Here is an 18,023-nt window from a genome sequence, read left to right on the forward strand (position 1 = left end):
ATGATCACGTGCTGATCGATGTCGATCACACGCCCGCTCAACCAGCGCAAACGCATATGCCGTTCTCCTGTGCGTCCGTTTCGCGCCCTGCCCGAGGGCACGGCGTGTGACCATCCCAAGATTCACTCGTTTGTCGGAGAGTGGGCACAACACAGCGATTCGGCTCCACCGCCGTGGAGCAGGCCGAGGCCGTCCTCGTCGAGCACTACCCCCAACTGGTACGGCTCGCCTACGTGACGCTCCCGGTCACCCTGGGCCGCCACGTCCGGGTACTCCTCGCGCACAGGGCGGTCCAGCGGGCACTCCCGCGCGGCAGTACGCGGGCCCCGGCCGGACCCGACGGGCCGGGCGGCCCCCTGACCCAGGTGCGCGTACGGGTCCTGCGCGCGAGCCTCGCTCCGTCCGGCCGGGCCCGCATCGCCGCGGCCGGGCTCGGGTGGCCGCCGGTGCCGCCCTTCGTCTGGGGGCTGCGGCTGTGGCCCCCGGCGGGCGGGATCGACGAGCCCGCCCGGATGCTGGGCGCGGCGCCGGGGCCGGTCCGGGCCGCCTTCGTCCTGCACGGCATGGACGGCCTGCCCGAGGAGGCGGTGGCCCGGCTGCTCGGCGCGGCCGGGGTGGCGGACCCGGCGGACGCCGTACGGGAGGCGCTGGCCGCTTGGCGGGAGTGGGCCCCGGGGCCGGGGCCGGGGCATGCGCCGGGGACTGGGTCTGGGTCGCGGGCGCCGGGGGCCGGGGCCTGGGGTGGTTCCGGTGCCCTTGCCGGTACCGGCAGCGGCGGGAGTACGCGTGCCCGCGCCGCGGAGGTGGCTGGGGAAACGCTCCTGCGGGGGCCGGACGGCGTCGGGTTCGATGCCGCCGTGGTCAGCGCCCGCCCCACCGACCTGCTGCGCCGGCGCCGCCGGACCCGGGCCGGCTGGACCGCGCTGCTCGCGCTGGCCCTGGCCGCCGGGATCCTCGCGGCCGACGGGTCGCCGCCCCGCCCCGAGGCCTCGCCGCTCGCCGGACCAGCCGCCGCCGGGGCACTGGACCCGGCCCGGCTGGTCCGCGTTCCGGCCGAGGCCTGGGCGGACACCGCCCGCGTCGACTTCACCGCCTGGCCCGCCCGCGGCGCCCGCACCGCCGACCGCGGCCTGCTCGCCCGCGCCCTGGCGGCCTGGGCCGCCCGGCCCCGGGAGGTGGCGGTGACGGCCGCGCCGGGGACGGCCACCGATGCGCCGCTGCGCGCGCCGCAGCTCCTGTACGCGGGGGACGTCGCCGGGCGGGCCGTGGTGCTGCTGCTCGACGGGGACCGGGTGGTTCGATACGGCGAGTCCGCAGACGGCACCGACGGGCCGCGCGCCCGGGAGCTCGCGTTCGCCCGTACCGACGAGGCGAACGTGACCACCGCCGCCGCGCTGACCCTGAGCCGCTCACCCGGGAACGGGACCACGGACGGGGGCCGGGCCAGATACCTGCTCGCGCCGTGGATCGCCCGGGCCGGCACCCGCGACCTGCTCCGGACGGGGGACGCGGCCAAGCCGCTGGCCGTCTCCGCCGACGGGGTCACCGAGGAGACCGGGGTGCCCCGTACGGACGGCTCCGACGGCTCCGACAGCTCCGGCGGCGCCTGCGCGGCGTGGCCCGTGCTGGAGCTGACCTCCTCCGCCCGCATCGTGGAGAAGCACGCCTTCGTCCTCGCCGACCTGGGCGCGCTGACCCCCGTACACCTGACCTACACGCCGCTGCCCGATGGTCCGGCGGCGGTGGCAGCACGCCAGCCGCGCGAGGCCACCGGCCCGGCCGCGCGGGCGGCGTGGGCGCCGGTCGCCTGCCGGCTGCGGGAGTACCGGGCCGGCGGGGTACGGGCCGTCAACGTCTGGGACTTCGCCGAATCCGAACTCCCCGACGGCGCGGGCCGGGCCGTGTGGACCTGCGCCCGGGCCTCCGGCTGGGCCGGTCCGGGCGACGTCCTTGTCCAGTTGCGCCCGCCCGCCGGACCGCCGCAGGACGTGGCGCGGTCCCGCGAGACCGCCGCGTGCGGACGGTTCGGGCAGCACCTGCTGGCGGGCACCCGGTGGAGGTCTCCGGCCGGCCGCTGGTACCTGCTGGCGGCGGGCAGCCGCGAGGTCGCGGGCATCACGGCGGCCGGCGCCGTCCGCGCGGAGGCCGCGGGCCGGACCCTGACCGTCCCCGTCGCCGGTCCGCAGGGCCCCGCGGCCACCCTGACGGGCAGACTCGCGAGCGGCGTCCGGATCACCGCGATCGACGGCGCCCGGGGCGGCCGCGACTGACCGCCCGCGGCCGCCGCGGACCGTGTCCCACGGGCGTGGACGGCGGTTCGGGCGCTGTCCGGCCCGCTGTACCATGGCCGCAGCGCGAGGGCCGTGACGGAGTGGTCACAGTCCTCGCTTTTGCGTTGCACCCCTCAGTTCTGCGCTGTAACCCCAGTCCACCCCGAAGAAATGCGGCGCGTGGCGTTTCGGCGGTTCGATACGATGAACCGCACGTCACGTTGTAACCGGCATATATGAAATGGAGCATCCGAGGATGGCTCGACACCTGATCACCAGCGCGCTTCCCTACATCAACGGGATCAAGCACCTGGGCAACATGGTCGGGTCGATGCTTCCGGCGGATGTGTACTCCCGGTACCTCCGCCAGCGCGGCCACGACGTCCTCTACATCTGCGCCACCGACGAGCACGGCACCCCCGCCGAGCTCGCCGCGAAGGCGGCAGGCCTCTCGGTCGCCGAGTTCTGCGCGCAGGCCCACGACGCCCAGAAGGCGGTCTACGACGGCTTCGAGCTGTCCTTCGACTACTTCGGCCGCAGCTCCTCGGAGCAGAACCGCGAGATCACCCAGCACTTCTCGCGCCAGCTCGAGAAGAACGGCTTCATCGAGGAGCGCGCGATCCGGCAGGTCTACTCGCCGGTCGACGGCCGATTCCTGCCGGACCGCTACGTGGAGGGCACCTGCCCGCACTGCGGCTACGACAAGGCCCGCGGCGACCAGTGCGAGAACTGCACCCGCGTCCTGGACCCCACGGACCTGATCGAGCCCCGCTCGGCCATCTCCGGCTCCACCGAGCTGGAGGTCCGCGAGACCAAGCACCTCTTCCTCCTCCAGTCCAAGCTCCAGGTCGAGGTCGAGGCCTGGGTCGCGGAGCACGAGGAGGAGTGGCCGCAGCTCGCGTCCTCCATCGCCCGCAAGTGGCTGACCGAGGGCCTCCACGACCGCGCCATCACGCGGGACCTCGACTGGGGCGTCCCGGTCCCGGCCGACACGTGGCCCGAGCTGGCCGCCGACGGCAAGGTGTTCTACGTCTGGTTCGACGCCCCGATCGAGTACATCGCCTCCACCAAGGAGTGGGCGGACGCCGACCCGGCGAACCGCGACTACACGTCCTGGTGGTACGAGGCCGAGGACGTCCGCTACACCCAGTTCATGGCCAAGGACAACGTCCCGTTCCACACGGTGATGTTCCCCGCCACCGAGCTCGGCGTCCGCGAGCCGTGGAAGATGGTCGACTACGTCAAGGCCTTCAACTGGCTGACGTACTACGGCGGCAAGTTCTCCACCTCGCAGAAGCGCGGCGTCTTCACCGACCAGGCGCTGGAGATCCTCCCGGCCGACTTCTGGCGCTACTTCCTCATCGCCAACGCGCCCGAGTCCGACGACTCCTCCTTCACGTGGGAGCACTTCGCCGCGACGGTGAACAAGGACCTCGGCGGCACCCTCGGAAACTTCGTCAACCGCGTCCTGACCTTCTCCCGGAAGAAGTTCGGCGACGAGGTCCCCGCGGGCAGCCCCGCGGGCGAGGTCGAGGCCAAGCTGGGCGCGCAGATCGCCGAACTGCTGGCCGAGTACGAGGGCCACATGGAGGCGCTCCAGTACCGCAAGGCCGCGGCCGCGCTGCGCGCCCTGTGGTCGGCCGGAAACGCCTACCTCGACGAGAAGGCCCCCTGGACTGAGGTCAAGACCGACCTGGACGGCGCGGCGCTCACCCTGCGCACGGCGATGAACCTCATCCACCTCTACTCGGTGGTCTCCGAGCCGTTCATCCCGGCCTCGGCGCGCGCCATGCGCTCCGCGTTCGACCTCGCCGACGACACGGCCACGTGGGTCACCCCGGAGCAGGCCGCGTCCCTCGACGCGGTGCCGGCCGGCACCCCGTTCACGGTTCCGGCGGTGCTCTTCCCGAGGGTCACCGAAGAGGACCTGGAGTCGTACCGCGAGCGCTTCGGCGGCAACCCCGAGGCCTGAGCCGGACCGGCGTCCAGGGCGCCGGGCACCAGGGCATCAACCTGCGCAGGGGCGCGACCCGTTGGGGTCGCGCCCCTGCGCAGGTTCCTCACGGCCGTACGCCGCCGAACGCCCGCGGGTTGAAACGGGTGAGCGCGTGCTCCTCGCGCAGGGATTCCAGCCGCCGCAGCGCGTCGGCACCGTAGAAGCCCTCCAGCAGCTCCGCATCCAGCTCGTGGGATCCTTACAGGTACGGGCGGCCCTTCGCCTGCGCGCAGGCCGCCAGCAGCTCGCGCAGCACGCGCCGGGTCTCGGTCACCGCGTGGGTGTCGGACTTCTCGATGGTGGTGAACACGCCGATCCCGTACTGGACCGGGGTGTCGAGCGACGGTGCGAAGACGAACGGCGTCGCCGCCTCGGGACGCTTGATGACCAGGAAGTACAGGCTGATCAGGTTGTCCGCGAACGGGGACTCGCGGGTCAGCTCCTCCAGCGTCTTCGTGATCCCCTCGAAGCCCGCCTCGTCGAAGACGTAGTCGGCCCAGAGGTTCACGCGCGATGCGTCCTGGAGGACCGGCAGGAGGTGCTGGTCGACCTCCTGGTGCAGCAGCAGGGAGTAGTCGGGTGCGGGCAGCACGGTGCCCGGCTCGCCGGCCTCCACGGCTTCCGCGGGCTCCGCCGCGAAGGACATCTGCGAATACCAGGAGGTCCGGTCGTACATGCCGAAATAGCCGGAAACCGCGGGATCGCCGGCGACGTCTTTCATGAATTCAGCCAGCTCGGACATTCCCGTGTGCGGAATCCTGGATACGGGAGTGACCGCCCGGTACGGCACCGTGCGGAGCACCGCGGTCCTGATGAACCCGACCTGTCCCAGGCCGCCCAGGGCGAATCGGAACAGCTCGGAATTCGCGCCTCGCCGCACTGCTCGCCGCGGACGCGGGGGCCGCCGGGACGGTGGAGGACGAGGCTTTCGACGAAGCGGAGTTCGCGCTCAGGGCCGCCCTGATCGAGGAGGCCGGGGGCCGCGCCTGGACCGCCGCCGAGGCGAGGCGACAGTACGACACGGCACTCGGCGCACTCGACGCGGTGTACCTGCCCGACGAGGTCCGCGAACAGCTCACCGCCCTGGCCGACTTCGTCGTCGTCCGGCGGCGCTGACCGGGGCGGCAGGCCGGGGGCGGTGGGCGGCCGGCGGTGGGCGGCCGCCGTCACATCGCGGCGCCCAGGGCCAGGAAGCCGCAGATCAGCACGAAGAGGATGCCGAGCAACGGCCAGACGAAGCGCAGGTACTTGTCGTAGCCGACCTTGGCCAGCGCGACCCCGCCGATGGTGACGGCGGTGGTGGGGACCCAGAGGTTCATCCAGCCGCTCGCCGACTGCCATGCCGTCACCATCAGCGCGCGGGAGACGCCCGCGAAGTCGGCGAGCGGGGCCAGGATCGGCATGGTGAGGGTGGCGTGCCCGGAGGTGGAGGGGATCAGGAAGGCGAGCGGGAGGTTCACGAGGAAGACGATGATCGCGAAGATCCCGGACGAAGTCCCCTTCACCACGCCCTCGATGGAGTGCAGCACGGTGTCGGTGATCTTCGAGTTGTTCATGATGACCGTGACCCCGCGCGCCAGCATGATGACCAGGGCGGGCGAGATGAAGTCGGCGGCGCCCTGGATGATCGTGGAGCTGAGCTTGGCCTCCCCCATCCGGGCGACCAGGCCGATCAGCACGGCCGCGCAGATGAACAGCGCCGCCAACTGTGCGAAGGACCAGTCCAGTTCCCAGGCGTACGGGGTCGCGTCCGCCTTGCCGGTGAGCGCGCTCGACCAGGGCACCACCGAGAAGATCATGAAGGCGAAGACGAGGACCAACAGAACCAGCACGGTCTTGTGCAGCCGGGTCAGCTCCGGTTCCTCCTCCTCGGCGCCGGTGGCCTTCTGCTCCCGGTCCCCGGGCAGGAACCCGCAGATCGACTTGGAGGGGTCCTTCTGGACCCGCCGCGCGTACCGGATCACGTAGAGGACGGTCACGGTGGTCAGCACGATCCACATGAGGAACCGCAGCCCGATCCCGTCGCCGAGCGAGATGTCGGCCGCCGAGGAAGCCACGCCGGTCGCGAACGGATTCACCGTGGAGCAGAGCACGCCGACGCCCGCGCCGAGGATGCTGGCGCCGACCGCGACCAGCCGGTCGTAGCCGAGGGCCAGCATCATGGGCACCAGCAGTCCGTAGAACCCGAGGGTCTCCTCGGCGAAGCCCTCCACGGTGCCCAGGATCGAGAAGACCACCATCACGGCGGCGATCAGCAGCGCCCCGCGGTCGCGCAGCCGGTGGGCGAGGCGGGCGATGCCGCGGTCGAGGGCCCCGGTGGCGAACACGACGGTGATGAACGCGCCGATGGCGAGCACGAAGAGGAACACGCCCGCGCTGCCGTACAGATCACCGCTGAAGGTGGGGCCGACCTGGCCGGTCTTGGGGTCCTGGAGGCCGTAGAGCCCGTTGACGGGGGAGAGGAACAGGTCGTTCAGGCGATCGGTGAAGCTCTGGGTGCCGTCGACCCGGTGGTAGGTGCCGGCGACCGGGGAGCCGCTGTCGTTGCGGTCGTACTCGCCGGCCGGGACGAGGAAGGCCAGCAGCCAGATCGCGATGGTGACGATGGCCAGGATGGTCAGCGCGCTGGGGAAGGAGAACTTCCGCGCGGGCGCCGGCCCCTCCGGTGGAGCCGGTGCGGCCGGCGGTGGCGGCGGCGGGGCCGCCGGTGGCGGGGTCGCGGTGGTCACCGGGCGCCTCCCGGCGGGTCCTGGGCGGCGCCGGGGGATCGGGCCGCGCCGAAGTCCGCCGCGTACTCCCGGACGAAGGCCGCCATCGCCACCACCGTGTTGCGCACCTCCGACAGCAGCACCCGCTCGTTCGGCGCGTGCAGATTGCACATGCTGTCCTGAGCGCCGAACAGCAGCACCTCCGCGTTCGGAGCCGCCCTCGCGAGGCCGTTCACCAGCGGGATGGAGCCGCCCGTGGCCACGTACGAGGCCTGCGTTCCCCAGGCCTCCTTGAGCGCGGTCAGCGCCGCCCGGTACGCCGGCCCGCCCGTCCGCGCCTCGAAGCCGGGGCCGGTGTCGCCCAGGGTGACGGTGAGCGGGATCCCGAAGGGGCGCTGCGCGCGCAGGTGCTTCACGAGCGCGGTCCGGGCCTCCTTCGGGTCCTGGAGGGGGTGGAAGCGCAGGTTCAGCTTGGCCCGCGCGTACGGGACCACGGCGGAGGCGGCGCCCGCCACGTCCGGGGCGTCCAGCCCGATGACGGTGACGGCGGGACCGCTCCACAGGCGCTCGCCGAGCGAGCCGGTGCCGATCAGCGGCAGCCCGTCCCGGACGGAGGCCAGCTCGCGGAACTCCTCCTCCGTGTAGGTCGTTCCCTCCCAGGGATCCCGGCGCAGCCCGGGCACCGCCACGTCTCCGTGCTCGTCGTGCAGGGTGGCCAGCGCCCGCAGCAGGACCAGCAGGGCGTCCGGGGCGGCTCCGCCGAACTCCCCGCTGTGCCGCGCCTCCGCGAGGGTGCGCACCTCCACCACGACCTCGCAGGCCCCGCGCAGACCGGTGGTCAGGGTGGGGGTGCCGGGCCGCAGGTTGCCGAGGTCGGCGATGACCATCGCGTCGCAGGCGAACCGGTCCGGATCGGTGGGCGGGTAGTCGTCGAAGGGGCTGCCGTACTCCTCCTGCCCCTCGATCACCAGCTTGATCCCGACGGGCGGGCGGCCGCCGTAGACCCGGAGCATGCCCAGGTGGGCGATCACGTTCGACTTGTCGTCGGCGATCCCGCGCGCCCGCAGGGCTTCGGGCAGCCCCCCTTTCGAACTGACGGGGGTCGGCTCGAAGGGCGGGGAGAGCCACAGGGTCGGGTTGCCGGCGGGCTGGACGTCGTAGTGCCCGTAGAGCAGGACCGTCGGTGCGTCCGGGTGCGGGGGCGGGATCTCGCCATAGATGACCGGGGCGGTATCGGGGAGGTCGATGCGCTCGACGGTGGGGACGCCCGCCTCGCGCAGCAGCGAGACGATCAGGTCGTGCGCCTCCAGGACCGGCTCCGCCGGGTAGCCGGGGAAGGCGACCGAGGGGATCGACGCGAGCCGTTCCAGATCGGCCCGGAGGCCGTCCATCAGGGCGTCGACCTGTGTTTCGAGGGTCTGCGAGCCGTCCGCGTCCACCTGCCACCGTCCCTGTGCTCCCCCGGGCGACCCCGCTGAGCTGCGGGATCGGGTTCTCCGATCATCGGCGGGGGGAGCGGTCGGTGGTGTGGCGGAATAGGCCGGACGGGTGCGTTGGTTCATTGGTACATAAAGTACATATGGCCAGAATGATGCTCCACGGAGGTCATCATGGATGTGCTCGTACTCATCGGACGCGTGCTGTTCGTCCTCCTCTTCGCCGGATCCGGGTTCGCGCACCTGACCAAGACCTCACAGATGGCCGGATACACCGCCGCCCGCGGGGTTCCGCTGGCGGTCCCGGCCACGGTGGTGAGCGGGCTGGTCATCGTCGTCGGCGCCATCAGCGTCGCCGTCGGCCTCTGGGCCGACATCGGCGCGCTCGCGCTCGCCGGCTTCTCGTTCTCGGTGGCCCTGCTGATGCACGGCTTCTGGAAGGAGACCGACCCGCAGACGCAGCAGATGGAGCAGACGCAGTTCCTCAAGGACCTCGCGCTGGGCGGCGCTGGACTCCTCCTGTTCGCCTTCTTCGCCTACGCGGGCCACGACCTCGGCCTCATGGTCACCGGCCCGGCGCTCTCCATCGGTTGAGCGGCCGCCGCTCCGCGGTCATCGGCATGAAGCGGGGCGCTGTCTTCGGCGCCCCACGGTCCGCTACGCCGACGCCGCACCTCCCGGGCGGGGATCTTGACCCGTCTGTGGCGTGTCGAAGCACCGCCGTGATCGTTTCTTCAGGCATAGCCCTCATCCCTGCTGCGGAATCGGGAGAACGCGCGGTGACCGCTTGGCAGTACTTCGCCGGGGCCGGCCTGGTGGCGGCGCTCTGCCCGCTGCACGGTCATGTGGCGGTCGCCGGAGACGGCCACGGGCGCGGCGCCCGGGTCGACCTGTGCGTTCCGGCCGGGTCGCGGCCGCGGCCGCCCGCGCCGCCGCCCTCGGTGTCGGCTCCGGCTCCGGCTCCGGCCGTACGGCCGACCGCCCGGGTGCTGCTGCCCGGCCCGGCCGCGCCGACGGTGCGCCACCCGGGGCTGGGGCCGCTCGCCCCCGCGCGGCCCGGCTCGGCGGCGGAGCCCGCCCCGGGGCCGACGGCGCAGGCAAGGCCCGCGCCGGCGCAGCCGCGGGCGGCCGCGGCGGAGGCGGCCGGGGTCACGGAGGCGGCTCCGGGCGAAGGGGTGGCTCCGCACCGGGGCGCAGCGGGGGCCGGGGCGGCGGGGCGGTTCCACGTGCGCCCGTACCACTCCGCGGCCCTGGCGCGGCGCGGCCCGGACGGCATGTCCACCCTGATGCTCATGGTCGTCGTCACGACCCCGGCGGTGCTCGCGGCCGTCGCGCTGCGGCCCCGTTCCAGGAGCCGCGGCTAACGTTCAGTCCGCTCATTTCGACCTACGGAGAACCCTCGTGTCCGAATGGCTGGTCCTGGCCATCGCCATGGCGCTCGTCTGCGCCCTCGTCCTCGCCTTCACCGCGATCCGGCACCGCCGGGTCGCCGACGACGAGGACACCAGCGAAACCCCCGACGTCCTCGAGTACATGGTGATGATGGTCGGCGTGGTCTACGCGATCGTGCTCGGCCTGGCCATCGCGGGCGTCTGGGAGGCGCGCGGCGCCGCCGAGGACAGCGTGCGCCGCGAGGCCCAGTCCCTGTACGAGGTCACCCAGCGGGCTGACGTCTACCCGGCCGCCGTCCGCGACCGGATCCGCGGCGAGGTCAACGCGTACGTGTCCCACACCGTCAGCGTGGACTGGCCGCGGCTGACCTCCGGGGCGCCGGTGTCCCCGGAGGGCGGCGAACTGCTCGGCAAACTGCGCAGCGGCGTCACCCACCAGAGCCCGGGCAACGAGCTGCAGGCGCAGGCCTACCAGCCGCTGCTGGACCACATCGCGGCCGCCGACGACGCCCGCCACGAGCGGACGCAGACCGACGAGTCCACGCTGCCGGGGGTGGTCTGGCTGGGGCTGGTCGCGGGCGGGCTGGTCACCGTGGGGCTGATCTTCACCCTGCAGATCCGGCGCTCGGGACGGGAACTGCTGCTCGCGGGGCTGTTCAGCGCGCTGATCGTGTTCCTGCTGTTCATGGTGTGGAGCTTCGACGCGCCCTTCGGGCGGGACGGGATCGACTCGGCGGCGCCGTTCCAGGACCTGTTCCCGTCCCTGTCCCTGGCCGCCGGGCGCTGATCACCGGGCGCTGATCACCGGGCGCTGGCCACCGGCCCCGCCGCCCGGGGCTCAGCTCCCCGACAGGGACGACTGCCGCCGGCATTCGGCCACCACCCGGGAGTTGCGCAGCGCGTGCGAGATCCGCACGAGGTCGCGCGGACCGTCGGCGGGCGGCGGGGCACCCTCGTCGCTGGCCCCGATGACCCGCCCCTCGGGGTCGGCCGCCCGGGCGCGCACGGCGGCCGCGACCATGGCCGCGTCGGCGACGGCCCGCGCGGTCTCCTCGTCGGCGCCGGCCCCGAGGGCCCGCGCGAGGGCGTCGTCCCGGTGGCGCTGGTCGAAGTACGGGCCGAGGTGCAGGAAGCCGTCGTGGATGTCCGACTCGCGCTGGATCACCCGGATGTCGGCGGCGGACCACCAGGACATCTGGACGCCGACCGGGGTGTGGGGCGCGGAGATCCGGACCTCGTGCCACAGCGGGCCGAGCCGGCGGTACGTGGACCAGTGCTGCCAGCTGTCCGAGAGGCGCTGGCAGAGCAGCGGCAGGACGAACCCGATCGCGCTGACGAGCGCGCCGGCGGCGGCGAGCGGCGGGGCGACGTAGGTGCTCAGGTCGTCGAGCCGGGGGCCGAGGCCGACCCAGCGCCCGATGACGGCGCTCATCTTGGCGGCGTCGTAGCTGAGGTTCAGGATGTAGCCGACGACGATGATCATCAGGCCGGTCCGGAGCCAGCCGCGCACCTGGAGGGACCAGCGCCAGCACATGGCGACCATGACGAAGGCGGCCACGTTGTGCGCGAGCAGGTAGAGGCCGATCATCTGCCCCATGTACGGGGTGTTGGCGTAGAACGTGTCGAAGTCGCGCAGTCGCTCGATCGGTGCGTCACCGAGGAGGAAGAGCGTCATCAGGGTCGTGGTGATTGTGCCGTAGCCCAGGATCCACCGGCGTGAGACCCGCCTGGTCTGCTCGGGCGGGCCGCCGCGCCAGTTGACGATCAGGACCAGGCAGGAAGCGCTGAAGGCGCTCATGAGGCAGTAGACGAGCGGGGCCGAGAAGTTGGTGATGCCGGTCCAGCGGTTGACCGCCATGATGGTGGGCGGGGCGGCGAAGGTGAAGACCGCACCGGCCAGGGTGAGCAGGGCGCAGACCGATCGCAGCAGCGGGTCGCGCCAGTTGTGCCGTAGGGCCGGCAGCTTGAAGGCGAGTGCGATCGCCAGGGCCGCGGCCGGTATGTAGTAGTCCTCGCCGTTCAACGGTCGTTCCTGTGCCCCCGGTATCCGAGCGATGCCTCGATGCGGCCCGCCAGTTGGTCTCGCTGCGCAGGTGCGCGGCGGCTCGCCGATCCGGCGAGCCAGGTCCTGCACCGGCTGCCCAGCAGTAAGCCGAAGGTTTCCGCTTCGGTCTCCTCTTGGACGTCGGCGCGGGTGCGCGCGGCGACCCGGCGTACGGTCTCGCCGATGTCGGCCTCGTCCGTCAGCAGCCGCGCGGCGACGGCGGCGCCGTCGACGTGGTGGCTGCAGTGGCCGGCCTTCATGTGCCACAGCTCGTGCCCGAGGATCACCAGCTGGTGGTCGGGTGCGGTGCGTTCCTCGATGACCACCAGATCGCGGTCCGCCATGTCGAGCCACAGGCCGCTGGCCGTCCCCGGCGGGAACGAGGCCATCCGGAACTCCACCCGGCGGCCGCGGTGCTTGCTCATGCCCTCGCAGAGGGCGGCGTAGAGGTCCACGGGCTCCACGGGCGCGGTCAGGTTGATGCCTGCCACCAGCTCCCCGCACAACCGCCGCTGCTCTCTGCCTATGCTCACCGTTCTCCCCGTCGGCGCGGATCCGGATCAGGACTCAAGGATCAGACCCAGACTTTCGACTGGGTCAGGATTCGTTCGGTTTGACGCTTTCGAGAAGCATGTCCAGCCATTCGGTCACCTTGTCCCGGTGCTTGTCGCTGGGCAGTTGGGCGGCTCTCCAGGCGATGCCCCGTACGCCGTGGTTCTGGAGAAGTCTTGCCAGCGGATCGCCCGCCGAAGCGGCCTGGGCGGGTGCGGTTTCCCGTGCGCGGCCCGCGAAGTCCTGGAGCAGCTGTTGCTCGGTGCGCTGGAGGGCGTCCGTGAGCGCGTCCGCGTCGTGGGCGGTGAGGAATCCGGCGTGTACCCCGAAGAAGCGCTGGATCGCGTCACAGTGTTCCATGGTCGGCCGTCTGTCGCCGTTGATCAGGGCGCCGGCCTGCTGGCGCGACATGGCGGCGCCGTCGGCGATCTCCTGCTGCGTGTAGCGGCGGCCGTTGGGCTTCACGCGGGTACGCCGCAGGAGGTCGAGGCGCTGGAGGAACCGGGTCTGGAGATCGGGCTCGCCGGCGGGCCGGCCGTCCAGCAGGCTCCGCACCACGTCGGCGGGTACGCCCGAGGCCTCGGAGAGGCGGCGCAGGTCGAAGACCTGGTTCAGGTCGCGGCCCAGCTTGCCCGCGAGTTCTGCGACCCGCGTGACGGTGGCTGCCAGGAGCGTGTTGGCCACCGCGACGGGAGCCGGGAAGCCGTCTGTCACCAGTGGTTCTCCTAGATCGCGCGAGGTCGGGGTACGGGCACGTGGTCGGCTCCAGGAATCTATCCGGTCTCTGTCCGTACGGCTAGAACGTGCCACATCTGTGGCGGGATCGAGCTGCCCAGAGGCTGGAATTGCCACAATAGTTGACACTCGAATGAAGTCGGTAGCAGGATCGCCACACGGAAATGAAGATCCAGACCGTAATAAAGATGGGGGGAGCTCTCGGTGCCACATCTCGCAGCGGTGGGCCCGTCCGAAGGGCTCGCCCACATCGTTGGGGAGCGCCTCGCGGGCGAGGAGTCCGCACGCGGCGCCGTGCGGTCGGAGCGACGCAAGGAGATTTTGCGCCAGCGCCGAGAGGAACTGGGGCTGAGCCAGGAGGACCTGGCGGCGCGTTTGCGCATCAGCGTGCGCGCGTACGGCAACTGGGAGCGCGGCCTGGTCAAGGAGTGGACGGACCGCAAGCTGCTCGCCCTGGCCGAGGCCCTGGAAATGAGCGAGCGGCAGTGCTTCTGGCTGTTCCGGATCATGGTCGACCGCGACCCGCCGCCCACCTGGCGCGCGGCCGAGGACAACCGGCTGCCCGACGATCCCGCGCAGCGCGACTACCTGTGTGACTACGCGGCCCTCATGGAGGCCGTGCCCTACCCGAGTTTCCTCGTGGACCACCGCTGGGACGTGGCCCTGACCAACTCGGCCTTCGACCGGCTCTTCCAGTCGGTGCGCCCGCATCCGACGGCCCTGCCGGACGACAACTTCCTGCGCTTCGTGCTGTTCCACCCGGACGCCGCGGCCGTGCTGGAGGACCACGAACCGGCCTGGTGCGTACCGCTGCTGGCCCGGTTCGCGACCGCGCTGGCCGCCGCTCCCGACGACGAGGGGCTGCGCAGCATCCGCCAGGAGGTGGCCCGTGACCCCTTCATGGAGGCCGCCTACCGGTACGGAGTGCCGCACTGGCTGACGACCCACGGGGCCGAGGCCGCCGAACAGGACGGTGCCGTGCGCACCGTGCGCCACCCGGACCCGGGCTGGGGCCTGGTGCGCTGCCGGATGGTGGCGGAATCCGGCCCGATGCTCGACGGCATGGGGCTGACCCGGATGACGCTGGTCCTCTCGACGCCGCAGGGTCTGCCGACGGGTCCGCTGCCCGGCGGTCCGGGAGCGCAGCAGGACCAGCCGCCGCGGCTGCGGGCCGTGCCGTCGCCGGTGGACTGATCCGGCGGGGGAGACTGGTGCCACGAAACGTGGCACTGCGAAGGGCGGTAAGGGCGTGCGGCTGACGATCCTCGGCGGGGGCGGATTCCGGGTACCGCTCGTCTACGGAGCCCTGCTCGGCGATCACGCCGAGGGCAGGGTGTCGCACGTGACGCTGTACGACGAGGACCCCGGCCGGCTCGGCACCATGGCCCGGGTGCTCGCGGACCAGGCCGCCGGGATCGCGGACGCCCCGGCCGTCACGGCCACCACCGATCTCGACGACGCCCTGCGCGGCGCCGACTTCGTGTTTTCGGCCATTCGCGTCGGCGGGCTCGAAGGGCGGGCCGCCGACGAGCGGATCGCCCTGGCCGAGGGGGTGCTGGGCCAGGAGACGGTGGGCGCGGGCGGGATCGCGTACGGCCTGCGGACGGTGCCGGTGGCCCGCGAGATCGCGCGCAGGGTGGCCCGTACCGCCCCCGGGGCGTGGGTGATCAACTTCACCAACCCGGCCGGGGTGGTCACGGAGGCCATGGCCGAGGAGCTCGGCGACCGGGTCATCGGCATCTGCGATTCGCCGGTCGGCCTCGGGCGGCGGATCGCCCGGCTGCTCGGCGCCCGGCCCGAGGACGCCTGGATCGACTACGTCGGCCTCAACCACCTGGGCTGGGTGCGCGGGCTGCGGATCGGCGGGCGCGACGAACTGCCGAGGCTGCTGGCCGACCCGCAGGCGCTGGAATCCTTCGAGGAGGGCCGGCTGTTCGGAGCCGAGTGGCTGCGCTCGCTCGGGGCGATCCCGAACGAGTACCTCCACTACTACTACTACAACCGCGACACGGTACGGGCCTACCAGGAGGCCGAGCAGACGCGCGGGGCGTTCCTGCGCGACCAGCAGCGCGGGTTCTACGCCGAGGCCGGGCGGCCGGATCAGGCGCCCGGGGCGGCGCTGGCCGCCTGGGACCGCACCAGGGCCGAGCGCGAAGCGACGTACATGGCCGAGAACCGCGAGGTCGCGGGGGTCGGTGAGCGCGAGGAGAGCGACCTGGAGTCGGGCGGGTACGAGCAGGTGGCCCTCGCCCTGATGCGCGCCATCGCCCGGGACGAGCGCGCCACCCTGATCCTGAACGTCCGCAACCGCGGGACCCTGTCGGTGCTCGACGCCGAGGCCGTCATCGAGGTGCCCTGCCTGGTCGACGCCAACGGGGCGCACCCGGTCGCCGTCGACCCGCTGCCGCTGCACGCGGTGGGCCTGGTGACCTCGGTCAAGGCCGCCGAGCGGGAGGTCCTCGCCGCGGCGGCGAGCGGATCGCGGGCGGACGCCGTCAAGGCCTTCGCGCTGCATCCGCTGGTGGACTCGGTCGGGGTGGCCCGGCGGCTGGTGGCCGGGTACGCGTCGGAGCATCCGGGGCTGGGCTACCTGCGCTGAGGGCCGCTGGCGGGGCTGCCTGCGCCGAGGTCCGTCGGCGGGGCTGCCCGTGCTGAGCGCCGCCGCGCCGGGGCTGCCCGCGCTGAGGCCGCCGGGCCGCCCGTACTGACGGCCCGTCCACCTGCGGCGACGGCCCCCGCGCCCCGGCCCGGATGGGCTAACGCCGCATGCGGGCGGGCGGGGGCGCTGTGAGAGTGCGAGGTGTGACCACAGCCGAAGGTGCAGCCCCCGCCATATCCGCAGCGGCACCGCCCGTGCTCGACCGGCGATCGCGCAACATCGTGTTCGGCACGATCATGCTCGGCGTACTGCTGGCGGCCCTGGACCAGACGATCGTGGGCACGGCTCTGCCCACGATCGTGGCCGACCTCGGCGGCGGGGACCACATGTCGTGGGTCGTGACCGCGTACCTGCTCACGGAGACGGTCGCGACCGTGCTCGTCGGCAAGTTCGGCGACCTCTTCGGCCGGAAACTGGTCTTCCAGGTCTCCGCCATCGTCTTCATCACCGGTTCCTTCCTGTGCGGCCTCGCGAGCAACATGACCCTGCTCATCGTGTGGCGGGGCATCCAGGGCATCGGAGCCGGCGGGCTGATGGTCACCGCGATGGCCCTCATCGCCGATGTGGTCCCGCTGCGCGAACGCGGGAAGTACCAGGGCGCGATCGGCGCCGTCTTCGGCGTCGCGACGGTCATCGGGCCGCTGCTCGGCGGTCTCTTCACCGACCACCTGACCTGGCGCTGGGCCTTCTACGTCAACGTGCCGATCGCGATCCTGGTCGTGGTGGCGGCCGCGAGGACGATCCCCTCCGTGCGCGCCGCCGGCAAGCCGGTCATCGACTACCTGGGCATCGCGATGGTCGCGATCGGCGCGAGCTCGCTGATCCTGGCCACGAGCCTGGGCGGGAACGAGTACGCCTGGAGCTCGCCGCTCATCGTCGGGCTCTTCGTGGGCGGTGTCGTGGCACTGGCGCTGTTCTGCCTGGTGGAGACGCGTGCCGCGCAGCCGATGCTGCCGATGCGGCTGTTCCGCAACCCCGTCTTCTCGGTCTGCTCCGTCCTCAGCTTCGTCGTCGGCTTCGCCATGCTCGGCGCGATGACCTTCCTGCCGACGTACCTGCAGTACGTGGACGGGGACTCGGCCACGGTCTCGGGCGTACGGACACTGCCGCTGGTCATCGGCCTGCTGATCGCGTCGGTCTTCAGCGGCAACGTCACGAGCAAGACCGGGCACTACCGGATCTTCCCGATCGTCGGCTGCGCCGTGATGGGCCTCGGGCTGTACCTGCTGTCGCTGATGGGGCCGCAGTCCAACGCCTGGCTGGAATCGCTGTACATGTTCGTCCTCGGCGTCGGCATCGGCCTGTGCATGCAGGTGCTGACCATCGCCGTGCAGAACACCGTGGACTACGCCGACCTCGGCACCGCGACCTCGGGCGTCACCTTCTTCCGCACCCTCGGCAGCGCCTTCGGGACCGCCGTCTTCGGCACGATCTACGCCAACACCCTGAAGCCCGCGCTGACGAAGGGGGTGGAGGAGGCCGCGCGCGCCACCGGCCAGGACCCGCAGCAGCTGGGCGCGGCGGCGCAGAGCCCGCAGGGCGTGCACGGCATGGATCCGGCGGCGGCCGGGCCGGTCATCGACGCGTACGCGGACACCCTGCACACGGTGTTCCTGTGGACCGTGCCGGTGGCGGTGGTCGGATTCGTCGTCGCGCTGTTCCTCAAGCAGGTCAAGCTGCGCGACAGCGCGCGGGCCGGTTCCACGGACATGGGCGACGGCTTCGGCTCGCCCGCCACGGCCTCCGGGGACTCGGCGAAGCTGCTGGAACTGGCGGTCGGCAAGCTGGTGCGGAGCATGGGGCCGGAGACGGCGCGCGGGATCGTGAACTCCTCGGACACCCGACTGGACATGGCCGGCGCGTGGGCGGTGATGCAGGTGGACCTGCTGACCCGGACGGTCGGCTACGCGAGCCTCGGACTCATCGCGTCGCGCCGGCACCTGCCCCCGGAGGTACTGCTGCCGGTCTTCGAACGGATGGTGGACGAGGGCTACATGACGCGGCAGAACGGCTTCTACACGCAGACCCCGGCGGGGGAGCGGGAAGCCGGCGTCATCTCGGCCGCGTGGGCCCAGTGGCTGGGCGACCAACTGGAGAAGGACCGGGGCCGTCCGCGCAGCGCGGAGCTGCGGGCCGCGGCGGACGCGATCGCGAAGCGCCTGCTGGCGGAGGACCTGGGCGACGGGAACTTCGCCCCGCGCGCGATGGCGGGGCGGCCGTAGCCCCGGACGG

General features: G+C 72.4%; 14 protein-coding genes and 1 pseudogene. 9 read left to right on the forward strand and 6 right to left on the reverse strand.

Annotated features, from left to right (window positions below):
* Positions 1–140 precede the first annotated feature (140 nt).
* Complete coding sequence (locus tag AC061S_RS30840; RefSeq protein ID WP_478689167.1) at positions 141–2,270, forward strand: hypothetical protein; 2,130 nt, start codon at positions 141–143, stop codon at positions 2,268–2,270.
* A gap of 256 nt (positions 2,271–2,526) precedes the next feature.
* Entirely contained in the window at positions 2,527–4,242 is a 1,716-nt protein-coding gene (metG, locus tag AC061S_RS30845; protein WP_478689168.1) for a methionine--tRNA ligase, read from the forward strand.
* 223 nt (positions 4,243–4,465) lie between these two features.
* On the opposite strand, the gene AC061S_RS30850 is transcribed toward metG, so the two are convergent.
* Positions 4,466–4,987, reverse strand: a complete 522-nt coding sequence (locus tag AC061S_RS30850; RefSeq protein ID WP_478689169.1) for a hypothetical protein — start codon at positions 4,985–4,987, stop codon at positions 4,466–4,468.
* Positions 4,988–5,115: 128 nt separating this feature from the next.
* Here AC061S_RS30850 and AC061S_RS30855 point away from each other — a divergent pair.
* Positions 5,116–5,382 (forward strand): annotated as a pseudogene (locus AC061S_RS30855) (polyprenyl synthetase family protein); the annotation flags it as partial.
* 50 nt (positions 5,383–5,432) lie between these two features.
* On the opposite strand, the gene AC061S_RS30860 reads toward AC061S_RS30855, so the two are convergent.
* Positions 5,433–6,995 carry a YfcC family protein gene (locus AC061S_RS30860; RefSeq protein ID WP_478689170.1) on the reverse strand — a complete coding sequence of 521 codons (1,563 nt, stop codon included), beginning with the start codon at positions 6,993–6,995 and terminating at the stop codon, positions 5,433–5,435.
* On the reverse strand, positions 6,992–8,365 hold the full coding sequence (locus tag AC061S_RS30865) for a M20/M25/M40 family metallo-hydrolase (protein WP_478689207.1): 1,374 nt from the start codon (positions 8,363–8,365) through the stop codon (positions 6,992–6,994). Before AC061S_RS30865 ends, AC061S_RS30860 begins: the two co-directional genes overlap by 4 nt.
* 219 nt (positions 8,366–8,584) lie before the next feature.
* On the opposite strand from AC061S_RS30865, the gene AC061S_RS30870 reads away from it, so the two are divergent.
* The 3 genes from AC061S_RS30870 to AC061S_RS30880 all read left to right on the forward strand — a co-directional run bounded on the left by AC061S_RS30870 (position 8,585) and on the right by AC061S_RS30880 (position 10,588).
* The gene (locus tag AC061S_RS30870; protein WP_478689171.1) at positions 8,585–9,004 is read left to right on the forward strand and encodes a DoxX family protein; all 420 of its coding nucleotides are present in this window, start codon (positions 8,585–8,587) and stop codon (positions 9,002–9,004) included.
* Positions 9,005–9,189: 185 nt separating this feature from the next.
* The gene (locus tag AC061S_RS30875; RefSeq protein ID WP_478689172.1) at positions 9,190–9,774 is read left to right on the forward strand and encodes a hypothetical protein; all 585 of its coding nucleotides are present in this window, start codon (positions 9,190–9,192) and stop codon (positions 9,772–9,774) included.
* 37 nt (positions 9,775–9,811) lie between these two features.
* Positions 9,812–10,588: a bestrophin-like domain gene (locus tag AC061S_RS30880; RefSeq protein WP_478689173.1), complete on the forward strand. Its 777-nt coding sequence runs from the start codon at positions 9,812–9,814 to the stop codon at positions 10,586–10,588.
* Positions 10,589–10,639: 51 nt separating this feature from the next.
* Here the strand turns inward: AC061S_RS30880 and AC061S_RS30885 are convergent, their stop codons facing one another.
* The 3 genes from AC061S_RS30885 to AC061S_RS30895 all read right to left on the reverse strand — a co-directional run bounded on the left by AC061S_RS30885 (position 10,640) and on the right by AC061S_RS30895 (position 13,111).
* Positions 10,640–11,824: an MAB_1171c family putative transporter gene (locus AC061S_RS30885; RefSeq protein WP_478689174.1), complete on the reverse strand. Its 1,185-nt coding sequence runs from the start codon at positions 11,822–11,824 to the stop codon at positions 10,640–10,642.
* On the reverse strand, positions 11,821–12,378 hold the full coding sequence (locus tag AC061S_RS30890) for a toxin-antitoxin system, toxin component (protein WP_478689175.1): 558 nt from the start codon (positions 12,376–12,378) through the stop codon (positions 11,821–11,823). Before AC061S_RS30890 ends, AC061S_RS30885 begins: the two co-directional genes overlap by 4 nt.
* A 64-nt stretch (positions 12,379–12,442) precedes the next feature.
* Positions 12,443–13,111, reverse strand: a complete 669-nt coding sequence (locus AC061S_RS30895; protein WP_478689176.1) for a helix-turn-helix domain-containing protein — start codon at positions 13,109–13,111, stop codon at positions 12,443–12,445.
* A 225-nt stretch (positions 13,112–13,336) separates the two neighbouring features.
* On the opposite strand from AC061S_RS30895, the gene AC061S_RS30900 reads away from it, so the two are divergent.
* From AC061S_RS30900 to AC061S_RS30910, 3 genes are all read left to right on the forward strand, one after another.
* Entirely contained in the window at positions 13,337–14,326 is a 990-nt protein-coding gene (locus AC061S_RS30900) for a helix-turn-helix domain-containing protein (RefSeq protein ID WP_478689177.1), read from the forward strand.
* 55 nt (positions 14,327–14,381) lie between these two features.
* Positions 14,382–15,731, forward strand: coding sequence for a 6-phospho-beta-glucosidase (locus AC061S_RS30905; protein WP_478689178.1), 1,350 nt, complete (start codon positions 14,382–14,384; stop codon positions 15,729–15,731).
* A gap of 203 nt (positions 15,732–15,934) precedes the next feature.
* A complete protein-coding gene (locus AC061S_RS30910) occupies positions 15,935–18,013 on the forward strand; it encodes an MDR family MFS transporter (protein WP_478689179.1) in 2,079 nt (692 codons plus the stop codon).
* Positions 18,014–18,023: the final 10 nt, after the last annotated feature.

Source organism: Streptomyces sp. CA189 (assembly GCF_056428985.1).